The organism is Lachnoclostridium sp. Marseille-P6806, from assembly GCF_900625025.1.
Lineage (GTDB): Bacteria > Bacillota > Clostridia > Lachnospirales > Lachnospiraceae > CAG-791.
In genome coordinates this window covers 1-18,224 of the sequence record NZ_LR130580.1, presented here as the reverse complement: position 1 = coordinate 18,224, position 18,224 = coordinate 1, and the positions used below count along the sequence as shown (strand labels likewise).

General features: G+C 52.6%; 19 protein-coding genes. 16 read left to right on the top strand and 3 right to left on the bottom strand.

The window, feature by feature from the left end; translation table 11 throughout:
* Nucleotides 1–56 precede the first annotated feature (56 nt).
* From hisIE to rsfS, 10 genes are all read left to right on the top strand, one after another.
* A complete protein-coding gene (gene hisIE / locus E0E20_RS08880; RefSeq protein ID WP_130837858.1) occupies nucleotides 57–1,367 on the top strand; it encodes a bifunctional phosphoribosyl-AMP cyclohydrolase/phosphoribosyl-ATP diphosphatase HisIE in 1,311 nt (436 codons plus the stop codon).
* Nucleotides 1,364–2,572 carry a ribonuclease E/G gene (locus E0E20_RS08875; RefSeq protein WP_165444046.1) on the top strand — a complete coding sequence of 403 codons (1,209 nt, stop codon included), beginning with the start codon at nucleotides 1,364–1,366 and terminating at the stop codon, nucleotides 2,570–2,572. Before hisIE ends, E0E20_RS08875 begins: the two co-directional genes overlap by 4 nt.
* Before the next feature lie 212 nt (nucleotides 2,573–2,784).
* Entirely contained in the window at nucleotides 2,785–3,090 is a 306-nt protein-coding gene (gene rplU / locus E0E20_RS08870) for a 50S ribosomal protein L21 (RefSeq protein WP_130837856.1), read from the top strand.
* A gap of 23 nt (nucleotides 3,091–3,113) precedes the next feature.
* Nucleotides 3,114–3,446 carry a ribosomal-processing cysteine protease Prp gene (locus E0E20_RS08865; RefSeq protein WP_130837855.1) on the top strand — a complete coding sequence of 111 codons (333 nt, stop codon included), beginning with the start codon at nucleotides 3,114–3,116 and terminating at the stop codon, nucleotides 3,444–3,446.
* A gap of 2 nt (nucleotides 3,447–3,448) precedes the next feature.
* Nucleotides 3,449–3,733 (top strand): 50S ribosomal protein L27, encoded by a 285-nt coding sequence (gene rpmA / locus E0E20_RS08860; protein WP_130837854.1) that lies wholly within the window; start codon nucleotides 3,449–3,451, stop codon nucleotides 3,731–3,733.
* A 136-nt stretch (nucleotides 3,734–3,869) separates the two neighbouring features.
* Nucleotides 3,870–5,159 carry a GTPase ObgE gene (gene obgE / locus E0E20_RS08855; protein WP_130837853.1) on the top strand — a complete coding sequence of 430 codons (1,290 nt, stop codon included), beginning with the start codon at nucleotides 3,870–3,872 and terminating at the stop codon, nucleotides 5,157–5,159.
* 44 nt (nucleotides 5,160–5,203) lie between these two features.
* Entirely contained in the window at nucleotides 5,204–5,527 is a 324-nt protein-coding gene (locus E0E20_RS08850; protein WP_242622737.1) for a YhbY family RNA-binding protein, read from the top strand.
* Nucleotides 5,528–5,555: 28 nt separating this feature from the next.
* The gene (gene nadD, locus E0E20_RS08845) at nucleotides 5,556–6,170 is read left to right on the top strand and encodes a nicotinate-nucleotide adenylyltransferase (protein ID WP_130837852.1); all 615 of its coding nucleotides are present in this window, start codon (nucleotides 5,556–5,558) and stop codon (nucleotides 6,168–6,170) included.
* A complete protein-coding gene (yqeK, locus tag E0E20_RS08840) occupies nucleotides 6,163–6,795 on the top strand; it encodes a bis(5'-nucleosyl)-tetraphosphatase (symmetrical) YqeK (RefSeq protein WP_130837851.1) in 633 nt (210 codons plus the stop codon). The genes nadD and yqeK overlap by 8 nt, the downstream gene beginning before the upstream one ends.
* Before the next feature lie 2 nt (nucleotides 6,796–6,797).
* Nucleotides 6,798–7,190, top strand: a complete 393-nt coding sequence (gene rsfS, locus E0E20_RS08835) for a ribosome silencing factor (protein WP_442911479.1) — start codon at nucleotides 6,798–6,800, stop codon at nucleotides 7,188–7,190.
* A 137-nt stretch (nucleotides 7,191–7,327) separates the two neighbouring features.
* On the opposite strand, the gene E0E20_RS08830 is transcribed toward rsfS, so the two are convergent.
* Both E0E20_RS08830 and E0E20_RS08825 read right to left on the bottom strand, forming a co-directional pair.
* On the bottom strand, nucleotides 7,328–8,350 hold the full coding sequence (locus E0E20_RS08830; protein ID WP_130837849.1) for a discoidin domain-containing protein: 1,023 nt from the start codon (nucleotides 8,348–8,350) through the stop codon (nucleotides 7,328–7,330).
* A gap of 225 nt (nucleotides 8,351–8,575) precedes the next feature.
* Entirely contained in the window at nucleotides 8,576–9,481 is a 906-nt protein-coding gene (locus E0E20_RS08825; protein ID WP_165444045.1) for a discoidin domain-containing protein, read from the bottom strand.
* A gap of 278 nt (nucleotides 9,482–9,759) precedes the next feature.
* Here E0E20_RS08825 and E0E20_RS08820 point away from each other — a divergent pair, with 278 nt between their 5' ends.
* The 6 genes from E0E20_RS08820 (at nucleotide 9,760) to E0E20_RS08795 (ending at nucleotide 17,296) form a co-directional block, all read left to right on the top strand.
* The gene (locus E0E20_RS08820; protein ID WP_130837847.1) at nucleotides 9,760–11,526 is read left to right on the top strand and encodes a sensor histidine kinase; all 1,767 of its coding nucleotides are present in this window, start codon (nucleotides 9,760–9,762) and stop codon (nucleotides 11,524–11,526) included.
* Nucleotides 11,523–12,632 (top strand): response regulator, encoded by a 1,110-nt coding sequence (locus E0E20_RS08815; protein ID WP_130837846.1) that lies wholly within the window; start codon nucleotides 11,523–11,525, stop codon nucleotides 12,630–12,632. Before E0E20_RS08820 ends, E0E20_RS08815 begins: the two co-directional genes overlap by 4 nt.
* A 79-nt stretch (nucleotides 12,633–12,711) precedes the next feature.
* Nucleotides 12,712–14,022: an ABC transporter substrate-binding protein gene (locus E0E20_RS08810; protein ID WP_130837845.1), complete on the top strand. Its 1,311-nt coding sequence runs from the start codon at nucleotides 12,712–12,714 to the stop codon at nucleotides 14,020–14,022.
* Nucleotides 14,023–14,082: 60 nt separating this feature from the next.
* Nucleotides 14,083–14,961, top strand: coding sequence for a carbohydrate ABC transporter permease (locus E0E20_RS08805; RefSeq protein ID WP_130837844.1), 879 nt, complete (start codon nucleotides 14,083–14,085; stop codon nucleotides 14,959–14,961).
* Complete coding sequence (locus E0E20_RS08800) at nucleotides 14,958–15,788, top strand: carbohydrate ABC transporter permease (RefSeq protein WP_242622736.1); 831 nt, start codon at nucleotides 14,958–14,960, stop codon at nucleotides 15,786–15,788. The genes E0E20_RS08805 and E0E20_RS08800 overlap by 4 nt, the downstream gene beginning before the upstream one ends.
* Before the next feature lie 5 nt (nucleotides 15,789–15,793).
* Nucleotides 15,794–17,296 (top strand): glycoside hydrolase family 5 protein, encoded by a 1,503-nt coding sequence (locus E0E20_RS08795; protein WP_130837843.1) that lies wholly within the window; start codon nucleotides 15,794–15,796, stop codon nucleotides 17,294–17,296.
* 33 nt (nucleotides 17,297–17,329) lie between these two features.
* On the opposite strand, the gene lexA is transcribed toward E0E20_RS08795, so the two are convergent.
* Nucleotides 17,330–17,947: a transcriptional repressor LexA gene (gene lexA, locus E0E20_RS08790; RefSeq protein WP_130837842.1), complete on the bottom strand. Its 618-nt coding sequence runs from the start codon at nucleotides 17,945–17,947 to the stop codon at nucleotides 17,330–17,332.
* Nucleotides 17,948–18,224: the final 277 nt, after the last annotated feature.

Sequence of the window (18,224 nt, the reverse complement as noted above, 5' to 3'; positions counted from 1 at the left end):
CTTAAGCGGCGGACGGCCCGGGCGGAGTATGAACCGGCAGGAGAGGCGCAGCGGACATGATAAAGAAAAACTGTAAAAAATTCATTCCCTGTATTTTTCTGTATCAGGGCAGAGCGGTCAGAGGCCTCCGGGACAACACGACGGTGTCCGGGGACCCGGTGGAGCTGGCAAGACGGTACGATGGGGAGAGTATTGATGCGCTTCTTGTGTTTGACCGTTCCGCGGACGACAGCGACGCGGAGCATGACGCGGCGCTGGAGATGATCCGGAGCATCGCCGCGGCGGTCCGGGTTCCGGTCATCGGGGCGGGACATATAAAGCGCATGGAGGATGTCAAAAAGCTTCTCTATGCGGGATGCTCCATGGCGGCGCTCAATTATTCCAAGGAGTCTAATATCGCGCTGACCTGCGAGGTCTCGGAAAAATTCGGGAAGAACCGCATCGCGGCCTGCTACCGTCTCACGGACGACGTTCTTTCCCGCCGTGAGCTGATTGTACAGTATGTGCAGGAGATGATACTCATTGAGGAGAACGGCATACGGGATGCTCTGAATTTCCGGGATATTCCGACGATCATATGTATTCCCGAGGTGTCTCTTGACAAAATTCTGGAGCTTCTGTCCTACGAGAGCATCGACGGAATTACCGGCAATGCGGTGAACGACAATGCCGCACAGCTCGGGGATATCAAGAAGCTCTGCGAGGAGAACGGGATTGCGGTCGACCGGCGCAGGGCGAATTTTGCGTGGGCAGAGCTCAAGACCAGGCAGGACGGCCTGATTCCGGTCGTCGTGCAGGAGGCGGCGACGGACGAGGTGCTGATGGTGGCCTATATGAATAAGGAGGCGTATGCGCAGACCGTCGAGACCGGACGCATGACCTACTATTCCCGGAGCCGCAGTGCGCTGTGGGTCAAGGGGGAAACCAGCGGGCACTTCCAGTATCTTCGTTCCCTCTATGCGGACTGTGATATGGATACGCTTCTGGCCCGGGTCGATCAGATCGGACCGGCCTGCCATACCGGCGCCCATTCCTGCTTTTTCCGGCAGAATCTTCAGATCGGGGAAGTGCGCGGGAGCACCGGGAATGTTCTTGATGAGGTCTATCAGACGATTCTGGACCGCAGGAGCAATCCGAAAGAGGGCTCCTACACCAATTATCTGTTTGACAAGGGCATTGACAAGCAGCTCAAAAAGCTGGGGGAAGAGGCGGCGGAAATTATCATCGCCGCCAAAAATCCGGAAAAAACCGAGCTGGTCTATGAGATGGCGGATTATCTGTATCACATGATGGTCGTCATGGCGGAAAAAGGAATCGAATGGAACGATATCACACAGGAGCTTGCCCGGCGGGAGCAGAAGCCGTGAAAATTCTGGTTTCCGGGTGGGGCGAGCAGAATTTCGGCTTTCTTCTGGAGGACGGCAGACTGCGGGAGGTGTTCCCGGCCGATCGGAACGGGGATGCTCTCTGCGTGGGAGACATTATTCTGGGGAGAATTACGGCGGTGGTTCCCTCGCTGCGCGCCTGTTTCATTTCCCTTATTTCGGGAACAGAGCGCGAGGAAAAAGCGGGAGGTCCCGCATTTCTGCCGTTCAGTGAGCTCGCGGGAGAGCCGGAGAAGCTCCGCCCGCAGCAGCTTCTTCCGGTGCAGATCAGCGCGCTGCCGATGGGGACGAAGCCCTGCCGGGTCACGGGAAAGCTCAGTCTGGACGGGCGGTACTGCGTCGCAGGGTTGGGATATCGGGGCGTGAGCGTCTCGAAGAAGCTCTCCGGAGCGGCGGCAGAATTTCTGAAAAAGAGCTGCGAGGCATGGAATGCGTCCGAAAGCGGGAGCATCGGCCTCATTATCCGGACGAACGCGGGGGAACTCGCAGAACAGCAGAATCCGGAGCCGCTGCTCGAGGAGAGCCGCGAGCTGTCCCGGAGGCTTTCGAAGATTGTGGAGGAGTCCTCCGTGAGGACCGGATTTTCGGTGCTTTATCGGGCACTCGGCGAACTGGAGCGGCAGATCAGGGACCGGAATCCGGCGGAGGTTATTGTCGACATCGGGAGCCTTGGCGCTTCCTTTGACGAGAGCCGTATTCCCGACGGGCTGCTGCGGCGCTACGAGGATGCGAACGGGGGACGGTACCTGACGGTGATGGGGCTCGAAAGGCAGCTCAGAGGGGCTCTGTCGCGGCAGGTGTGGCTTAAATCCGGGGCGTATCTTATCTTCGACCGGACGGAAGCGCTGACCGTCGTCGACGTCAATTCCGGGAAGTCCTCCGCGGCGGGCCGGTGCGGCCGGAAGAGCTCACGGGAGGCGGCGGAGAACGCGGCGTTTGCCGTGAACTGCGAGGCGGCGGAGGAGATTTTCCGTCAGCTCCGTCTCCGTAACCTGTCCGGGATGATTCTTGTGGATTTCATCAATATGGATGAACGCCATCGTGAGCTGCTGGGAGAGAGGCTGCGGGAGCTCTGCTGCCGCGATCCGCAGAAAACCGTGTGGGTGGATTTCACAGCGCTCGGGCTTGCGGAGATCACACGGAAAAAGGCGGGGGCACCGCTGGAAGCTCTGTTGACAAAACCTTGAAAAACTTGAAAAACGCCTCTGAAAAAAGAATAAAAATGTTTGACATTTGGCGGGACGGATGGTATTTTAATTATCGTATGTGCCGCATGATGAGGCTGGGACAGGTTTTACCCTGAGAACTGTCTGGGTACTGCAGTTTTCCGGAAGTCCGGCGGGAGTTTTCTCCGTCGGCGCCGAAGTCAGCGAGTATAATAAAGGAGGAGGTACCTATCATGTACGCGATTATTGCAACAGGCGGAAAGCAGTATAAGGTTTCCGAGGGAGACATCGTCAAGGTTGAGAAGCTGGATGCGGAGGCCGGGAACGCCGTCACTTTCGATCAGGTTCTTGCCATCGGTGGGGATTCCCTGAGGGTGGCCGGCGATGTGTCCGGAGCGACCGTCACGGGGACTGTGCTGGATCAGGGCAGAGAGAAAAAGGTAGTCGTTTACAGATATAAGCCGAAGACCGGCTATCACAAGAAGAACGGTCACAGACAGGCTTATACTTCTGTCAAGATCGAAAAGATCAACGGCTGATCGGAAATTCCGAGCATTTTATCATGATCCGGGTTCAGATCAGAAAAGACAGCAAGGGCCTTTACCGGGCCTTTTCCTGCAGAGGACATGCGGAGTATTCGGAGGCGGGATCGGATATTGTCTGCGCCGGGGTTTCGGCTCTGGTCATCAATACGATCAACTGTCTGCAGGATCTTCTGCATGAGGCGGTGGTAGTCCGCGCGGATGAGGAGTCGGGGGGGAATATCTCCTGCGAATTCCGAAATGCGCCGGGAGATCGGGCCTGTTTTCTCATCGACTGCATGATCTATGGTTTTGACTGGATCATACGGCAGTACGGCGGGAAGTATCTGCGCTATGAAATCAAGGAGGCGTAATTATGTTAAACTTAGACCTTCAATTTTTTGCCCATAAGAAAGGACTTGGCTCGACCAAAAACGGCCGTGATTCCAACGCCAAGAGACTTGGTGCAAAGAGAGCTGACGGGCAGTTTGTCAAGGCCGGCAACATCCTTTACAGACAGCGCGGCACGCATATCCATCCCGGGACGAACGTCGGCATCGGCGGCGATGACACTCTGTTCGCCAAGGTGGACGGTGTTCTTCGGTTCGAGCGTGTCGGAAAGAGCAAGACCAAGGCTTCTGTATATCCGGCAGAGCAGTAAGAATAGTTTGCTGAACACAGACGGGCTTCGGACAGCAATGTCCGGAGCCTGTTTTCGGTATGCGCGCCATGGCGCGTTCCATGGACAGCGGCAGATACCGCGGTCATCCAATGACAGCAGAGCGAGGCTTGAGCATATGGCATTTACAGACAGAGCCAGAATTATCGTCAGCAGCGGCAAGGGAGGCGACGGGCATGTTTCTTTCCGCCGCGAGAAATTTGTGCCTGCGGGCGGTCCGGACGGCGGCGACGGCGGCAACGGCGGGGATGTGATCTTTGAGGTGGATGAGGGACAGAACACACTCGAGGATTTTCGCCATGTCCGCAAATATGCGGCGCAGGCCGGACAGGACGGCGGAACGAGACGGTGCTCCGGCCGGAACGGTGAGAGCATCGTGCTCAAGGTGCCGGAGGGAACGGTTATCAAGGATGCCGGGAGCGGCAGGGTAATTGCGGACATGTCCGGCGAGCGGCGGCGCTACGTGCTTCTGCGCGGCGGTCACGGAGGCAACGGAAACCAGCATTATGCGACCTCGACCATGCAGGCTCCGAAATATGCGCAGTCGGGGCAGCCGGCCCGCTCGATCGAGCTTCTTCTGGAGCTCAAGGTCATTGCGGACGTCGGTCTTGTCGGCTTCCCGAATGTCGGCAAATCGACGCTGCTCTCCATGGTAAGCAATGCCAAACCCAAGATTGCGAATTATCATTTTACAACCTTGAATCCCATACTCGGCGTTGTGGATCTTCCGGATGCGCCGGGCTTTGTGATGGCAGATATTCCGGGACTTATTGAGGGAGCCGCCGAGGGCGTGGGGCTGGGACATCAGTTCCTTGCCCACATCGAGAGGACAAAGGTTCTTGTCCATGTTGTGGACGCCGCGGGCTCGGAGGGAAGAGACCCCGTCGAGGATATCGAGGCGATCAACCGTGAGCTGGCGGCATACAGCATCGGGCTTTCGGAAAAGAAACAGATCATTGTGGCAAACAAGTATGATCTGATCCCGGAGGGTGACGACCCGGTGCGCCGTATCCGTGAGAAGTACGAACCGCTCGGCATTCGTGTGTTTGCCGTATCCGCGGCGACTGGCGACGGCATCCGGGAGCTGCTCTATTATATCAGCGGAGTGCTGGCATCCATGCCGCATACGGTTATGACCTACGATCAGGAGTTTGATCCCGAGACGGAGCTGATCCTGACAGAGGATGATTTTACGGTCAGCTATGATGAGGAGAACAAGGAATATTTTGTCTCCGGGGCAAAAGTGGAGCGCATGCTCGGCTATACCAATCTCAATTCGGAAAAAGGCTTCCTGTACTTCCAGAAATTTCTCGAGAGCAACGGCATACTTGACGCACTGAGAGAGCTGGGGATGCAGGAGGGTGATACGGTCCGTATTTTCGGCCATTCCTTTGAATATTATGAATGATGTGCGAAGCGCTGCCGGGCCCCGTGCAGATGGAAAGGATGATTATGGAACTGAACAGCAGACAGAGGGCATATCTGATGAGCCTTGCCAATGAGCTGGAGCCCATCGTGCAGATCGGCAAGAACGGCGTGAGCCCGGAAGCGGTGCAGTCCGCCGACGAGGCGTTTCACGGCCGGGAGCTTCTGAAAGGGGCTGTGCTCAAGACCGCGCCGGAGACGCCCCGGGATGCCGCGGAAAAGCTGGCGGGACGCACACGCTCGACGGTGGTAAGAGTCATCGGACGCCGCTTTATCCTGTACCGCCCGGACAGGGATAAACCGGTGATCGTGCTGCCGGGAACGCGCGAAACCGTTGTCTCCGGCGACTGAGCGGGCTGCTTTGCAGGGTGAGAATGAGATGAAAAAAATCGGAATTATGGGAGGTACCTTTGATCCTGTTCACATCGGACATCTGATTTTGGCGGAATGTGTTCGAGATACGGCGGGACTGGATGAGGTTCGCTTTCTTCCCAGCGGCATCTCTTACCTGAAAAAGGGCCGTGAGGACGGCGTATCGCCGGCCGGGGACAGACTGGAAATGTGCCGCCTTGCCATAGAGGGAAATCCATATTTCAGCGTATCGGATCTGGAAATTCGCCGGGGGGGGAACAGCTACACCTGTGAGACAATGGAGGCGCTGCGCGCGGCGGAGCCGGACAATGAATTCTGCTTTCTCTGCGGCGCGGACAGCGTGCTCCAGATGGCATCGTGGTATCGGCCGGATCGTCTTTTTTCCGCCTGCCGTATTCTGGCGGTCGAGCGCGGAGATAAGGTGAGCCCGGAAGCGCTTCAGGAGGCGGCCGCCGAGCTGAAAGAGCAGTACGGCGCAAGGATTTCCGTACTGCCGATGCGTGATATTCCGATCTCCTCGACGGAGCTGCGGGAGGCGCTGCGCAGCGGCCGCTCCGTCCGTTACCGCATCCCGGAGGCGGTTGAGCGCTATATCCGCGCGAGAGGATTGTACCATGGATAAGGAGCAGCGGGTAAAACTGATCCGAAGACTGGAAAAGGAGCTGAATTACAAGCGCTTCATCCATACGCTGGGAGTCGCCGGCACCGCCGCCGCTCTGGCTATGCGCTGCGGCGCGGATATGGAAAAGGCGGAGCTTGCGGGACTTCTTCATGACTGCGCAAAATGTATGAGCCCAGAGAAAATGCGGACGATCTGCATCGAGGCGAGGATGCCGCTGAGCGAGCCGGAGAGAAACAATCCGGCTCTGCTTCATTCCAAGGCGGGCCGCGTTCTGGCCCGCATGGAATACGGTGTGGAGGACGAGGAGATCTTAAACGCCATCGCATGGCATACGACAGGGCGTCCGGCCATGACGCTGCTGGAAAAAATCATTTTTATTGCCGATTACATTGAGCCGGGAAGAAATGCGGCGCAGCGTCTTCCGGAGATCCGGAGCGCAGCTTTCCGGGATCCGGATGAAGCTCTGATTATGATTCTTAGCGATACGCTGCGTTATCTGCGCGTTTCCGGCGCCGCAGTTGATTCCATGACGCAGAAAACCTATGATTATTACAGAAGCCGGGTTCATGCGGCAGCGCCGTACAGAACAGACGGCTCTGCGCCTGAAAGGGAGGAAAACATATGACCATGACAGAAAATCAGAGAGAGGAAGAGGGACGGGAGAGATCCCGTGAAATGGCATGTATCGCCATGGAAGCGCTGGAAAACCGCAAGGCGGAGGAGATCCGCGTCATTGACATCAGCCATGTCAGCGTACTTGCAGATTATTTTATCATCGCAAACGGAACCAATACCAGCCAGATTCAGGCGCTGGCCGACGGGGTGCAGGAGTTCCTCGGGCGCTCCGGCTACCTGTGCAGGCAGGTGGAGGGCTACGACAGCGCCTCATGGGTTCTGCTGGATTTCGGCGATATCATCGTCCATATTTTTGACGGCGAAAACCGTCTTCTGTATGATCTGGAGCGCATCTGGGGCGACGGCATCCGCATCGACCCGGAGAGCCTGCGGCGCAGCAGCTAGAAATATTACTCATGTACACAGAAACCTCAATGATTGTGCTTAACTGAGACACAAGGATCCCTCAGGGCATCTTCCTTACGGAGGATGCCCTGAGGGATCCTTTTTTTGGATTATGAATTTGTCATCATATGGTTATTTCAGCCATTTACGTTTCTCCATAGGATATTCAGCTCGCAGATAGACCACCAGTTGTTGATCGTGTGGGGACCGGTCAAGCTGATTTTAACATATCGGGCGGTCTGTGGGATGCTTGGGAGGAGAACCATTTTGGGGCCAAAACCAATATGGATATTATTCAGTGCTACCTGTGTAAAGTTTATTCCGTCCTGCGAAATTTCGACCTGATAGCTTCCAGGGTAATCATTTCCGTCATGCTCCAGGACGATCTTATCAAAATTCTCCTGCTGGCCGAAATCCACGAGCACAAATTGACCTTCCGTTTGTGCCGTGCCGGTACTCCAGCGAGTTGTACTTTTTCCGTCAATCATATAAGAAACCGGATTATAGGGAAGAAGAGAGGAACTGCTGGCGGTAACAGTCCATGGAGAACGGTCGAGCGCTACGTAAGGATAGTTGGTACTGCCGTCTGCTCTGGCAGAAACAATATTGATATGTGGTGTATTGACCTGATAATGCTCGCTCGTTTTGGTCGCCGCCCAGATTGCTTCGATCTCTGCGTCGGTATCGTGCATCAAATCCGGGTCACTGCCATCCCAGGTATTATAGTAACCCCAGTTGCCACCGCCGCTTTCATAAATTGTTCCTCTTACCTTATAGTTCCAGTTGGCCCAAGAAATATGGTTCTTATTGAGATCAGACAGGAAATCATCCCAAATATCCGAGAAGTAATAAAGACAGAACTCACCGACAATCAGCGGGACATTCCATTGATTCTGTATCGCAGACATCGTTGAAACGGTAGTATTGGCAAGATTTTTCTGGGCATCCCACGAAAGGCGATTTGGCATATCGTACGGATGCTTATCAAACATATAGTTTGTCCATCCGGCTCTTTCCGGACGATTTGTTGCAACATTCCAGTCCATAAATTCCTCAAATATTACGATGTGATTGGTATCAATTGCGCGGACGGTATTGTAGATTTCGTCGTAGAAGCCATATTTCAGGTTTTCATAGGCAGGATTGGCATCAAAGTTCAAAACCGGTTCATTCAGCAGACCATAGGCCGCAACGGTGGGATTATCCTTATATCTGGTCGCCAGTGCACTCCAAATATTCAGGACGACTGACTGATTCCATGCAACTGTGTCTGTATTTCCGGTATACAGTTCCGTGGGAATTGTGCTTGCCTGACCGCAGCTTGCCCAGCAGTTGACACCGCCGGGAGCGCCGTGGAAATCAATTAGAACATAGATTCCGTACTGTTAGCAAACATTCAAAAGCCAATCGAGCTTTGCGAAGCCATTGTATGGATCTGTTCTCATGGTACCGTCTTTCAGCATGAAATCCATCCAGTATACAGGGACTCGGACGAAATTCATATTCATATTCGCAATGTTCTGAATGTCTGTCTCCGTAATGTAGTTGTTCTGGAAAGTTGCAATCATTTGGTTCGTTCTGGTTTCGCCAAAACGGCGAATCAGATGGTTTCGCACGGTGTATTCGTCGGTCATACACAAGCTGATATTTGCAACCGTCCAGTACTGACCGTCCTCTGAGGCGCGGCCGGGGCGAATGGCAATGTACTTTGCCGACTGATCTCCGGTCAAAATCGTTACGATGCCCTCATTGGATTTGCTTTCATCAACGGTGATCGTGTCCGCAGAAAACCAGTCCGTCCAGTTGTTGCTCATCCACACAACAGCACCGCGAAGATAGTCGCCGGTATGCGCAGGGCCGGTTTCGACCACAATCCTGTCAAAGTAGCGTATCTTATCCAACTCTATCAGCAGCTCTGCACTGTTTTCCGCCTGTGCGGAGGTGGATTGCCAATAAGTAAACATATTGTTTGTTGTAATTTCATCGGTTGTAACTGTATCGATTGCATTGGATGCAACGTGGTCTCCATTGGTTGCGCTTGCGGTGATGTTAACAATAAAGGAATGATCGATTTCGCCTGAACCAAGGGGCGTCATCCAGCCTTCCTGCATAAGCCATCCACCAAGGTTTGTACCTCGGAGGGTAATTTGTTTTCCCGCTTCATCTACGATGCGGCTTCCGCTTGTGTGAAGCATGGACATTGACGAGCCGGTTTCGCCGTGTACGTTCGCTGCAGGAAATGCAAAGAATAGCAGTGCAATAGCAAGGATAATGCTGATCGATTTTTTCATGGCAATACTCCTTTCAGCTGCGAATTGAATTATGGAAGGGACAGTTTCAGTATGCCAGACCATTGGAAAAAGTCATTGTATCAATTTGTTCTTTCGTTTTGTCAAAAAAATCTCGTATAAGAAAATAATTGGGCGGATTTGGGCAGGCTTAACAAAAAAGTATAAAAAATTACAAAAGAAAGCAAAAATACACAATTAATTTCTGGTTGAATGGAGAAATTTTGTGATATTAATATAATGTAATTATAACAAGCCGAAATAGTGCGAGGATTTGTACAGTGAAACAGTTTAAGAACATTTCCATTCGCAAGAAAATCCTGATTTCCATGCTTATTTTTACATTACTGCCAATCATTCTGGTTGCAGCTGTTGCGACGACGATTACTTATCAGACCATGCGGGATCAGATCATCTACGACCACCGCATGAGCAGTGGGTGGCTGCAGGACCGGCTGTCGCTGGATATGAACACTATACAGGACCGCTTTTACGATTTTGAGGTCGATAAAGCGGTCAAAAATGACATTTATCAGTGGTGTGTTAAGGGTGAGACGCTTAATTACTCTGCGCAGTGGCGAATTATCACACTGATGAACACGCTGATCAGCATGGACAGCCGCATTAATTCCATCGAAATCCACAACCTTTCCGACGATTCTGTTCTGGTTGCCGCGCGTTCGGGAGCGCATCTGGATGTTCGGGGCAATCAACTGGACCGCTGGTTTGCCCGGGACGAAGGCTTACAGAGCAATCTCATGTTTATGAGGGAAGAAAACGAGCTGCTGGCCATTCATCAAATCCATCGGTTTGATGATAAGCTTCCAATCGCCGTTGTTGTTGCAAGATTCCGGCCTTATCAGCTACAGAATATACTGGATGAAATAAAAACCGTCCCAGAGGAAACGATCCTTGTTTTTAACGACCAGAACGAGCTTCTTGAGGCGGATTACGGAACAACGTGGAACATGGATTCAAGGACAGTAGAAGCGGTTCGCAGCGAGCTTGCCTCCGGTGAACGGAAGGAGGAGTCCTGTAATGAACAGTTCTGGTTCTATCGCAGCGTTAATAACGGAAAAATTCAGGTGCTGCTGACGGTTCCGAACAAGACCATTGTGGATGCCCTGTACCCAACGGTTGCAAGCTGTATTCTTGTTGCAGTCGTTGCGGTCATGGCCAGCATAATTTGCTCGACTGTATACTCCAAGGCGGTCAGCCGCCCGATCCGCCAGCTCTCCTCCGAGATGAAGAACGTCACGCTGAATGAATACTCCGGAAGCATTCTGGAAAACCGCGGGGATGAAATCGGAATTTTGCAGGACAGCTTCAATCATATGATTGCCCGCAACAGGGAGCTGATCGCGCAGCAGTATCAGGCCAAAATTGAAAAACGCAACGCACAGCTGCGGGCGCTGCAGGCGCAAATCAATCCGCATTTTATGTATAACACGCTGCAGGTGATCGGTGGGATGGCATTGGAAAAGGGTGCACCGGAGATTTATTCCATCACACTGGCACTCAGCGATATTATGCGCTACTGCCTGAATTTCTCGAAAGAAATGATTGCTCTGGAAGAGGAAATTACCTATCTGCAAAGCTATGTCATAATACAAAACGAGCGCTTTGACGGCCGGGTTCATCTGAAGCTGAGTATTGCGCCGGAAACGCAGAAGTGCCTGATTCCCAAGCTGATTTTGCAGCCGCTGGCAGAGAACAGCTTTGAGCACGGCCTGCCGGAAAAGGAGGGGCCATGGCTTCTGGAAATTGAGAGCAGTCTCACAAAGGAGAGTGATTTACTCATTCTGGTGAAGGACAACGGCGTTGGACTGGAAAAGGAGCGCCTGGATGAGCTGCGGGAAAAAATTCGTCAGGACACGACGCAGGTACTGAAATCCGGCTCACACATCGGTCTGGCGAATGTCCATGCAAGGATCCGGCTGCGCAGCCAGAATGAAATGCACGGCGTTACGATTGCCAGCTCGCCGGAGGCCGGGACGACAATTCGGGTTTTGATGCCCGCGGTGCTGGAAGGAGAGGTCAGCGGATGATACGAAAGGTTGTAATTATTGATGACGAACCATGGACACGCGGGGCCATTTTAAGGCTGGGACAATGGGAGCAGCTTGGCCTTGCCGTGGTTGGCGAAGCGACCGACGGTGAGATAGGATTGGAGCTGATTCACAAGCTTCTCCCCGACATTATCATTACCGATGTCCGAATGCCGCGCATCGGAGGTATCGAGCTGGTACAGCAGCTGCGTGCGGAGAACTACAATGTCCCAATTCTGATTGTCAGCGGTTATGACGACTTTGCTTACGTGCGCAGTGCGCTGAAGCTGGGGGTTACAGACTATCTTCTTAAGCCCGTAAAGATGCAGGAATTGCACCAGCAGCTCCTGCGGTGCATCGAGGAACTCGACCGGCAGGAGGTCGCGAGGCCCATCATGCAGGCGGGTTTTTTTGCAAACGGCTGGGAGGATTGCTACGGCAGTATTCGCAAGCGGCTGGAAGCGGCGCTGCAGGTAGGAAATTGCGGCATCATTTTACAGCAGTTCGAGGATCTGCAAAACGTGATTCTGAGGTATGAGGGAGAAAAACCTGCGATTACAGTAATGATTGGCGTTTACTATTCCATGCTATACCTGCTGCAGGTCTACGTTGAATCGGTGGGTCTGCACAAGAGCGAGGCCTTCGGTTCGACAGAACCGATTTTTGTGTTCAGCCGGGAGAATTCCGTCGGGGAGCTGATACATTTTTTGAAGGAGTTGTATCTCAGCGTCGTCCGCGCCGCTGAACGGCATCAGCAAAGCCGCGGTCGACTGGATTTGGATGCCGTCTGCAAATATGTGCAGGAGAATTACGCGACGGGTATCACGCTGGAGCGGACGGCAGACGCTTTCCGCGTTTCAAAGGTGTATTTGAGCAAGGCGTTTAAAAGCCATCGCAAGGAGGGCTTCACTGAATATGTGACTTCTCTGCGTATGAAGCGGGCGTATGAGCTGATTACGTGTTATCAAGCACCCATCAAGGAGGTTGGGGCAATGGTCGGGTACTATGACTTGGCACATTTCTACAAAACCTTCAAGAAATATTATGGCAAAACGCCGGGAGAAATCCGAGATGGATTAAAAAGTGACAAGGAAACAACTCTTTAGTTGAAAATGCTATTTCCCCGTGTTGGATGTATGGTTAATTATAGCAAAATAACCAAATCATCAAACAGGAGGGTCAATAATGAAAAAGATTATCGCAATTCTTATGACGGTCTGCTTGCTTTTTTCCCTTGCTGCCTGCGGCAATGGCGGAACACAGGAAACCAATTCCTCTGTGCCTGATGGCACAAAAAACGTGTCGGATTCCGGCGCAGCGACGGACGAACCGCGCGAGGCAGAGCTGAACATTATGATGAGCTTCCCGCAGTTTATGGACCAGTGGGAAACCTACGCAAAACAGTTCGAAGCCAAAATGCTGGCTGAGGAGAACATCAAGGTTAAAGTGAATCTGGAAATGCCCAGCTCCGACCAGTATGAGAGCGTCCTGCAGGCTCGGCTGAGCGGCGGCGACGCTCCTGACCTGTACACCTTGCACTGCAATAACATCGGAACCTACAACGACGCCGGTTATCTGTACGACCTGTCCGGTGAGCCCCTTGCGGATGTCATTTATGAGAATGTAAAGGCTACCGTTTCCGTTGACGGTAAGCTGCTGGCTGTGCCGATTGAAAGTCAGGCATGGGGCGTTTTGTATAACAAGGCGATTTTTGCCGAGTGCGGGCTGAAAGCGCCCGACACGCTGTCTGATTTGACGGCAATCTGCGAAACGCTGAAAGAAAAGGGTTATACCCCTTTCCTGTTGGCTTTCCAGGAGCAGTGGGTTCCGCAGCTCATGACAGGTCTGACGCTGGGCGGTATTGTTTCCGGCAAGCTACCGGATTGGTTGGAACGAATGTACAAGAATGAAGGTTCCTACGATGAGGTTCGCGAGATTTTTGATGTCATTGATCTGATTATGGCAAACGGTACGGATCGTGCCATGGAGGAAGGTTCCGAGGCTGGTGCCGCCGACTTCGCAATGGGCAAGGCTGCGATGTTTGTTCAGGGCACGTGGGCCTCCAACACGATCATGACCACCAACCCGGATATGCAGCTTGGCGTTTTCGCGCTGCCGATCAATGAAGATCCTGGCTGCACCCGCGTGAATCTGTCCACATCCACGACGCTTGCCGTTCATCCCGACAGCAAGGAGCTGGATTTGGCGCTGAAGTTTGCCAACTACGTACTTGACGAGAACGATTCCTCTGCACTGTTCCAGTCCTGCTCGTTCAATCCGCTGGCAACCTGCCACAACTATGAGGCATATTCCTGGGTCTCGGACGCCTCTGCCTACGTTGCCTCCGGCCGCGCCTATCAGGATCTGGTGCTGCCTTCCTCCGTTACCGATGAGCAGGGCCGCCTGCTGCAGGAGTACTATGTCGGTACCGTAACGGTAGACGAGATCGTAGAACGTCTGGATGCCGCATTCCAGGCCGCAAATGCCCAAAATTAAGCAAGGTTTCAAAGGGCAGGTGATACCTGCCCTCTTTTTTTATTAAGGAGGCCCGGCACGATGAAAAACGCAAGAAAACGAAATCTCAGTCTGCTGCTTTATTGCCTGCCGGCGTTGATCGTCTATCTTGCATTTAAGCTGTTTCCCGCAATTTCCGGCATGTATTATTCCCTGACGAACTGGAATGGTCTGAATAAGAGCTATGAGTTTGTCGGCCCGTCAAATTTTCTGGAGCTTTTGACCGACGATTACTTTTGGGATTCTATGTGGTTCACGTTCAAGTACGTGATTGTAAGTGTGATTATTGCCAATGTGGCCGCTTTGACATTAGCTGTTGCCATTGAGAGCTGTCGACGGGCGAAAGGGCTGTTCCGAACACTGTTTTATATGCCGAATATGATCAGCATGGTCATTGGCGGCTATATGTGGATGTTTATTTTTACGAAAGTGCTTTACTATCTGGCTGACAACTGGGGCTGGTCCTTCCTGGATCACTCGTGGATCGGTGACCCCAACTATTCCTTTATTGCAATCATTATCGTCGCGGCGTGGGGCGCTGTCGGCTACCTGATGATTATTTATATGGCTGCACTGCAGGGCGTTCCGGCGAATCTCAAGGAAGCCGCCGCAATCGATGGAGCAAATGCGTGGCAGAATTTCTGGAAAATCATATTCCCGCTGATTTCTCATGCCATCACTATTTGCGTTTTCTGGTCCCTGAATTCGGGATTTCAGGTGTTTGACGTCATCTATACGCTAACCGGAGGCGGGCCGGGACGAGCCACACAATCCGTCGCCATCAACATTTATCAGGAAGCCTTCCGGGGAAATATTCGCTACGGATACGCCACCGCAAAATCAACGGTGTTATTCTTTATTGTCCTGATCGTCACCGCAATTCAGTTGAAACTTACCGGGAGAAAGGAGCAGGAGCTGTGAAAAAAAAGGGAATTCTCTCGGACATAATTGTCTATACACTGCTTTCGGTTGCGGCGCTTTTCACACTGTTCCCGTTGCTGATGGCGCTGATGAATTCCTTTAAGAGCAATCAGGAGCTGCTCATCAACGTGATGAGCTGGCCGACAGAGCTGCACCTTGAAAATTACGTCCGCACCTTTGACAAGATGCACTACACGCGCAGTTTTTTGAATACGGTGATCCTAAGCGGACTCAGTGTTTCTCTGATGATTTTTTTTTCGGCGCTTGCGGGATGGAGGCTGTGCCGCACCAAAACGCGGTTATCCCGCTTTCTGCTGAAGCTCTTTATTTTTTCCATGCTGATTCCGTTCAGTTCCATTATGATTCCGCTTTATCGTGTTGCGCAGATAATGAAAATCACAAACTCCGTCGTTTCGCTCTCGTTTGTTTACGCGGGCTTGGGTGTCAGTATGGCGATTTTCCTGTACCATGGCTTTGTGAAAAGCGTTCCGGTCGAGCTGGAGGAGGCTGCGGCAATTGATGGCTGCAGCTCTTTGCAGGGTTTCTTCAAGATCGTATTTCCGATGCTCAAGCCGATTACCGCGACCATCACAATTACCAACGTACTTTGGATTTGGAATGATTTTCTCCTGCCGCTCATTATGATTTCCGACAACAAAAAATATACTCTTTTGCTTTCGACCAACACGCTGTTCGGGCAATACAGCAGCGATTGGACTGCAATCTTAAGCGCTTTGATTTTAGCTGCACTTCCAGTCATTGTTTTTTATGCGTTCTTCCAAAAACGCATTTTGAAAGGCATTTCGGACGGTGCGGTAAAGGGGTGACGGCGATGGAATTTCTTCGTGCAAAAAATGGAAAGCTGTATCGGGGGGACTGCCCGATGCTTTTGCGTGGAATGGGTTTCGGCGGTTGGCTGCTGCCTGAAGGATATATGTGGAAGTTCTATACAAAGTGCGACCGGCCGCGCAGGATAGAGGCGCTGGTAGAAAAGCTGTGCGGCGCGGAGTATGCCGCATCGTTTTGGGAACGCTATTATGCGTCCTATATCACAGAGAAGGATATTGCGTGGATTGTCACGCAGGGGATGAACTCCGTGCGGCTTGCACTCAACTCTCGTCTGCTTTTTGAGATTGTGCCCGGCGGAGCAGTTACTTTCCGTGCGGCGGTACATTCCGTTGATTCCTGTGTCGAATGGTGCAGACGGCACGGAATCTACATATTTCTCGATATGCACGGTGCACCGGGTGGCCAAACGGGGCAGAACATCGACGACAGCGAAAACGACCGACCGGAATTATTCACAAGCGAAGAGCATCAGGACGCGCTGGTTGAAATGTGGCGGCTTTTGGCGCGGCGTTATCGGGAAGAGCCCGCCGTTGGAGGCTTTGATCTGCTCAACGAGCCGTTGCCGAACTTTTTCAGCGAATACACTCCGCAGCTGCTGCCGCTTTACCGCCGCTTGATTGCGGCGATTCGGGAAATCGACACTAAGCATCTCATCATTTTGGAGGGGGTGCATTGGGCAACGGACTTTTCCGTCTTTGACGGCTTGACGAAAGAAGAAGCTGCTAACAATATCATGCTGCAATTCCACAAATACTGGAGTACCCCGGACGAGGAAAGCCTTGCACCGTTCCTGCAAACCGCAAAACACTTGAACGTTCCGCTCTGGATGGGAGAGGGAGGCGAAAATAATTTGTCTTGGTATACGACGGCTTTTCCTATGTACGAACGCCTCGGCATTGGCTGGTGCTTCTGGTCGTATAAAAAGATGGAAACGTCCAATTCGCCCGTGACTTTCGCACAGCCCGACGGATGGCAGGAAATTCTGGACTATCTCGACGGCGGGATAAAGCCATACCGCACGGCTGCCATTGCCGCTTTCGATAACTTGATTGCGAGCATCCGCAATAGCACTTTCCATTCTGAAATTCCGGACGCACTGCTGCGGCGGCCGCCGGTTTGGATTCCTGCCGAGGCTTTTGACGCAGAGCAAATCTGCAGCGAGAGGGAAACCGGTGCCGATTTCCGCAGAACCAGCCATGCAACGCTTCTTTTTGTGGATGGCCACATTGGCGCAGGTAATTGGAACAGATACGGCGGGGGGCCGCAGCCTAAAAGCGAGAGAATCTTTCTCCGTCTGCACAAGGACGATCGCGTTGCTTATCGTATTCAAACGGCGGCAGATCCGCGTGTAAAAATAACGGTACATTGGCACGGAAACGGCGCACTCAGCACACAGCTTGACGAAGCGGATGATGCGCTCTTATGGGTAAACTGCGATTCCGGCACGGTCGATATCGAAGCCATTGAAGCAGCAATCAAGGAGTAAACTATGGGAACAGGTATTTTAATTAACCGGATATCAGCGCATGATGCGGAAGACACCGAATACCTTACCGAGTATGACGCAGGAGTCCACAATAATGGGCTCCATTTCATCATTCTCCGGCTGGAGACGGATATGTCCCTTTTCACGGAAAAAACGCTTGACGGTGGCGGAATCGTCCACAAGAGCCACAATGATCTCGCCGTTCTCCGCCGTCTGGCAGCTGTTCACAAAAATGAGGTCGCCGTCGAAGATGCCGACGTTGATCATGGAGTCGCCTCTGACCCGGAGGGCAAAGGATGTTCCGCGGGGAACCATTTCGGCCGGCAGAGGATAGTAGCTGTCAATATTCTGCTCGGCGAGGATCGGTTCTCCGGCGGCCACCTGTCCGACAACCGGGATGGAGGTCATTTCCGTCCGGACCATCTGGAAGCTGTCGTCGCATATCTCAATGGCGCGGGGCTTCGTCGGATCGCGGCGGATATAGCCGTTCTTCTCGAGCGTCTCGAGATGGGAATGAACGGAGGAGGTGGATTTAAGATGTACGGCGTCGCAGATTTCACGGACGGTGGGCGGATATCCCGTCCGGAGCGTCTCTGCCTTGATATATTCCAGAATATCGGTCTGTTTCTGTGTGATGCGGCCGTTTGTCATGCGGTGTTTACCTCCGTGCTCTGAAGCGTGGAATGGGGCGGATGCTCGTCCGTGTGCCAATTATAGCATATCAGGGAGATAAAACAAACATACATTCCGAAAATATGTTCGATTTTTCGATTGACACCCGAATGTGCGTTCGATATAATCCCTGTCTTTCGGACTTGAGAAAAAAAGTAGTGCTAAACCACGGTTTAGAACCTGTGGTTTAGCATTTTATTTATGGCCTCATTTCCGAGAAAATATGATGTCAGAGGAAGACCGGTTTCAGAAGCTA

Coding starts and splice junctions, on each gene's coding strand:
- yqeK (WP_130837851.1), top strand. CDS start 6,163: ATGGATAAGGAGCAGCGGGTAAAACTGATCCGAAGACTGGAAAAGGAG.
- obgE (WP_130837853.1), top strand. CDS start 3,870: ATGGCATTTACAGACAGAGCCAGAATTATCGTCAGCAGCGGCAAGGGA.
- E0E20_RS08850 (WP_242622737.1), top strand. CDS start 5,204: ATGGAACTGAACAGCAGACAGAGGGCATATCTGATGAGCCTTGCCAAT.
- E0E20_RS08815 (WP_130837846.1), top strand. CDS start 11,523: ATGATACGAAAGGTTGTAATTATTGATGACGAACCATGGACACGCGGG.
- E0E20_RS08795 (WP_130837843.1), top strand. CDS start 15,794: ATGGAATTTCTTCGTGCAAAAAATGGAAAGCTGTATCGGGGGGACTGC.
- E0E20_RS08805 (WP_130837844.1), top strand. CDS start 14,083: ATGAAAAACGCAAGAAAACGAAATCTCAGTCTGCTGCTTTATTGCCTG.
- E0E20_RS08865 (WP_130837855.1), top strand. CDS start 3,114: ATGATCCGGGTTCAGATCAGAAAAGACAGCAAGGGCCTTTACCGGGCC.
- rpmA (WP_130837854.1), top strand. CDS start 3,449: ATGTTAAACTTAGACCTTCAATTTTTTGCCCATAAGAAAGGACTTGGC.
- E0E20_RS08825 (WP_165444045.1), bottom strand. CDS start 9,481: ATGAAAAAATCGATCAGCATTATCCTTGCTATTGCACTGCTATTCTTT.
- rplU (WP_130837856.1), top strand. CDS start 2,785: ATGTACGCGATTATTGCAACAGGCGGAAAGCAGTATAAGGTTTCCGAG.
- hisIE (WP_130837858.1), top strand. CDS start 57: ATGATAAAGAAAAACTGTAAAAAATTCATTCCCTGTATTTTTCTGTAT.
- E0E20_RS08810 (WP_130837845.1), top strand. CDS start 12,712: ATGAAAAAGATTATCGCAATTCTTATGACGGTCTGCTTGCTTTTTTCC.
- nadD (WP_130837852.1), top strand. CDS start 5,556: ATGAAAAAAATCGGAATTATGGGAGGTACCTTTGATCCTGTTCACATC.
- rsfS (WP_442911479.1), top strand. CDS start 6,798: ATGACAGAAAATCAGAGAGAGGAAGAGGGACGGGAGAGATCCCGTGAA.
- lexA (WP_130837842.1), bottom strand. CDS start 17,947: ATGACAAACGGCCGCATCACACAGAAACAGACCGATATTCTGGAATAT.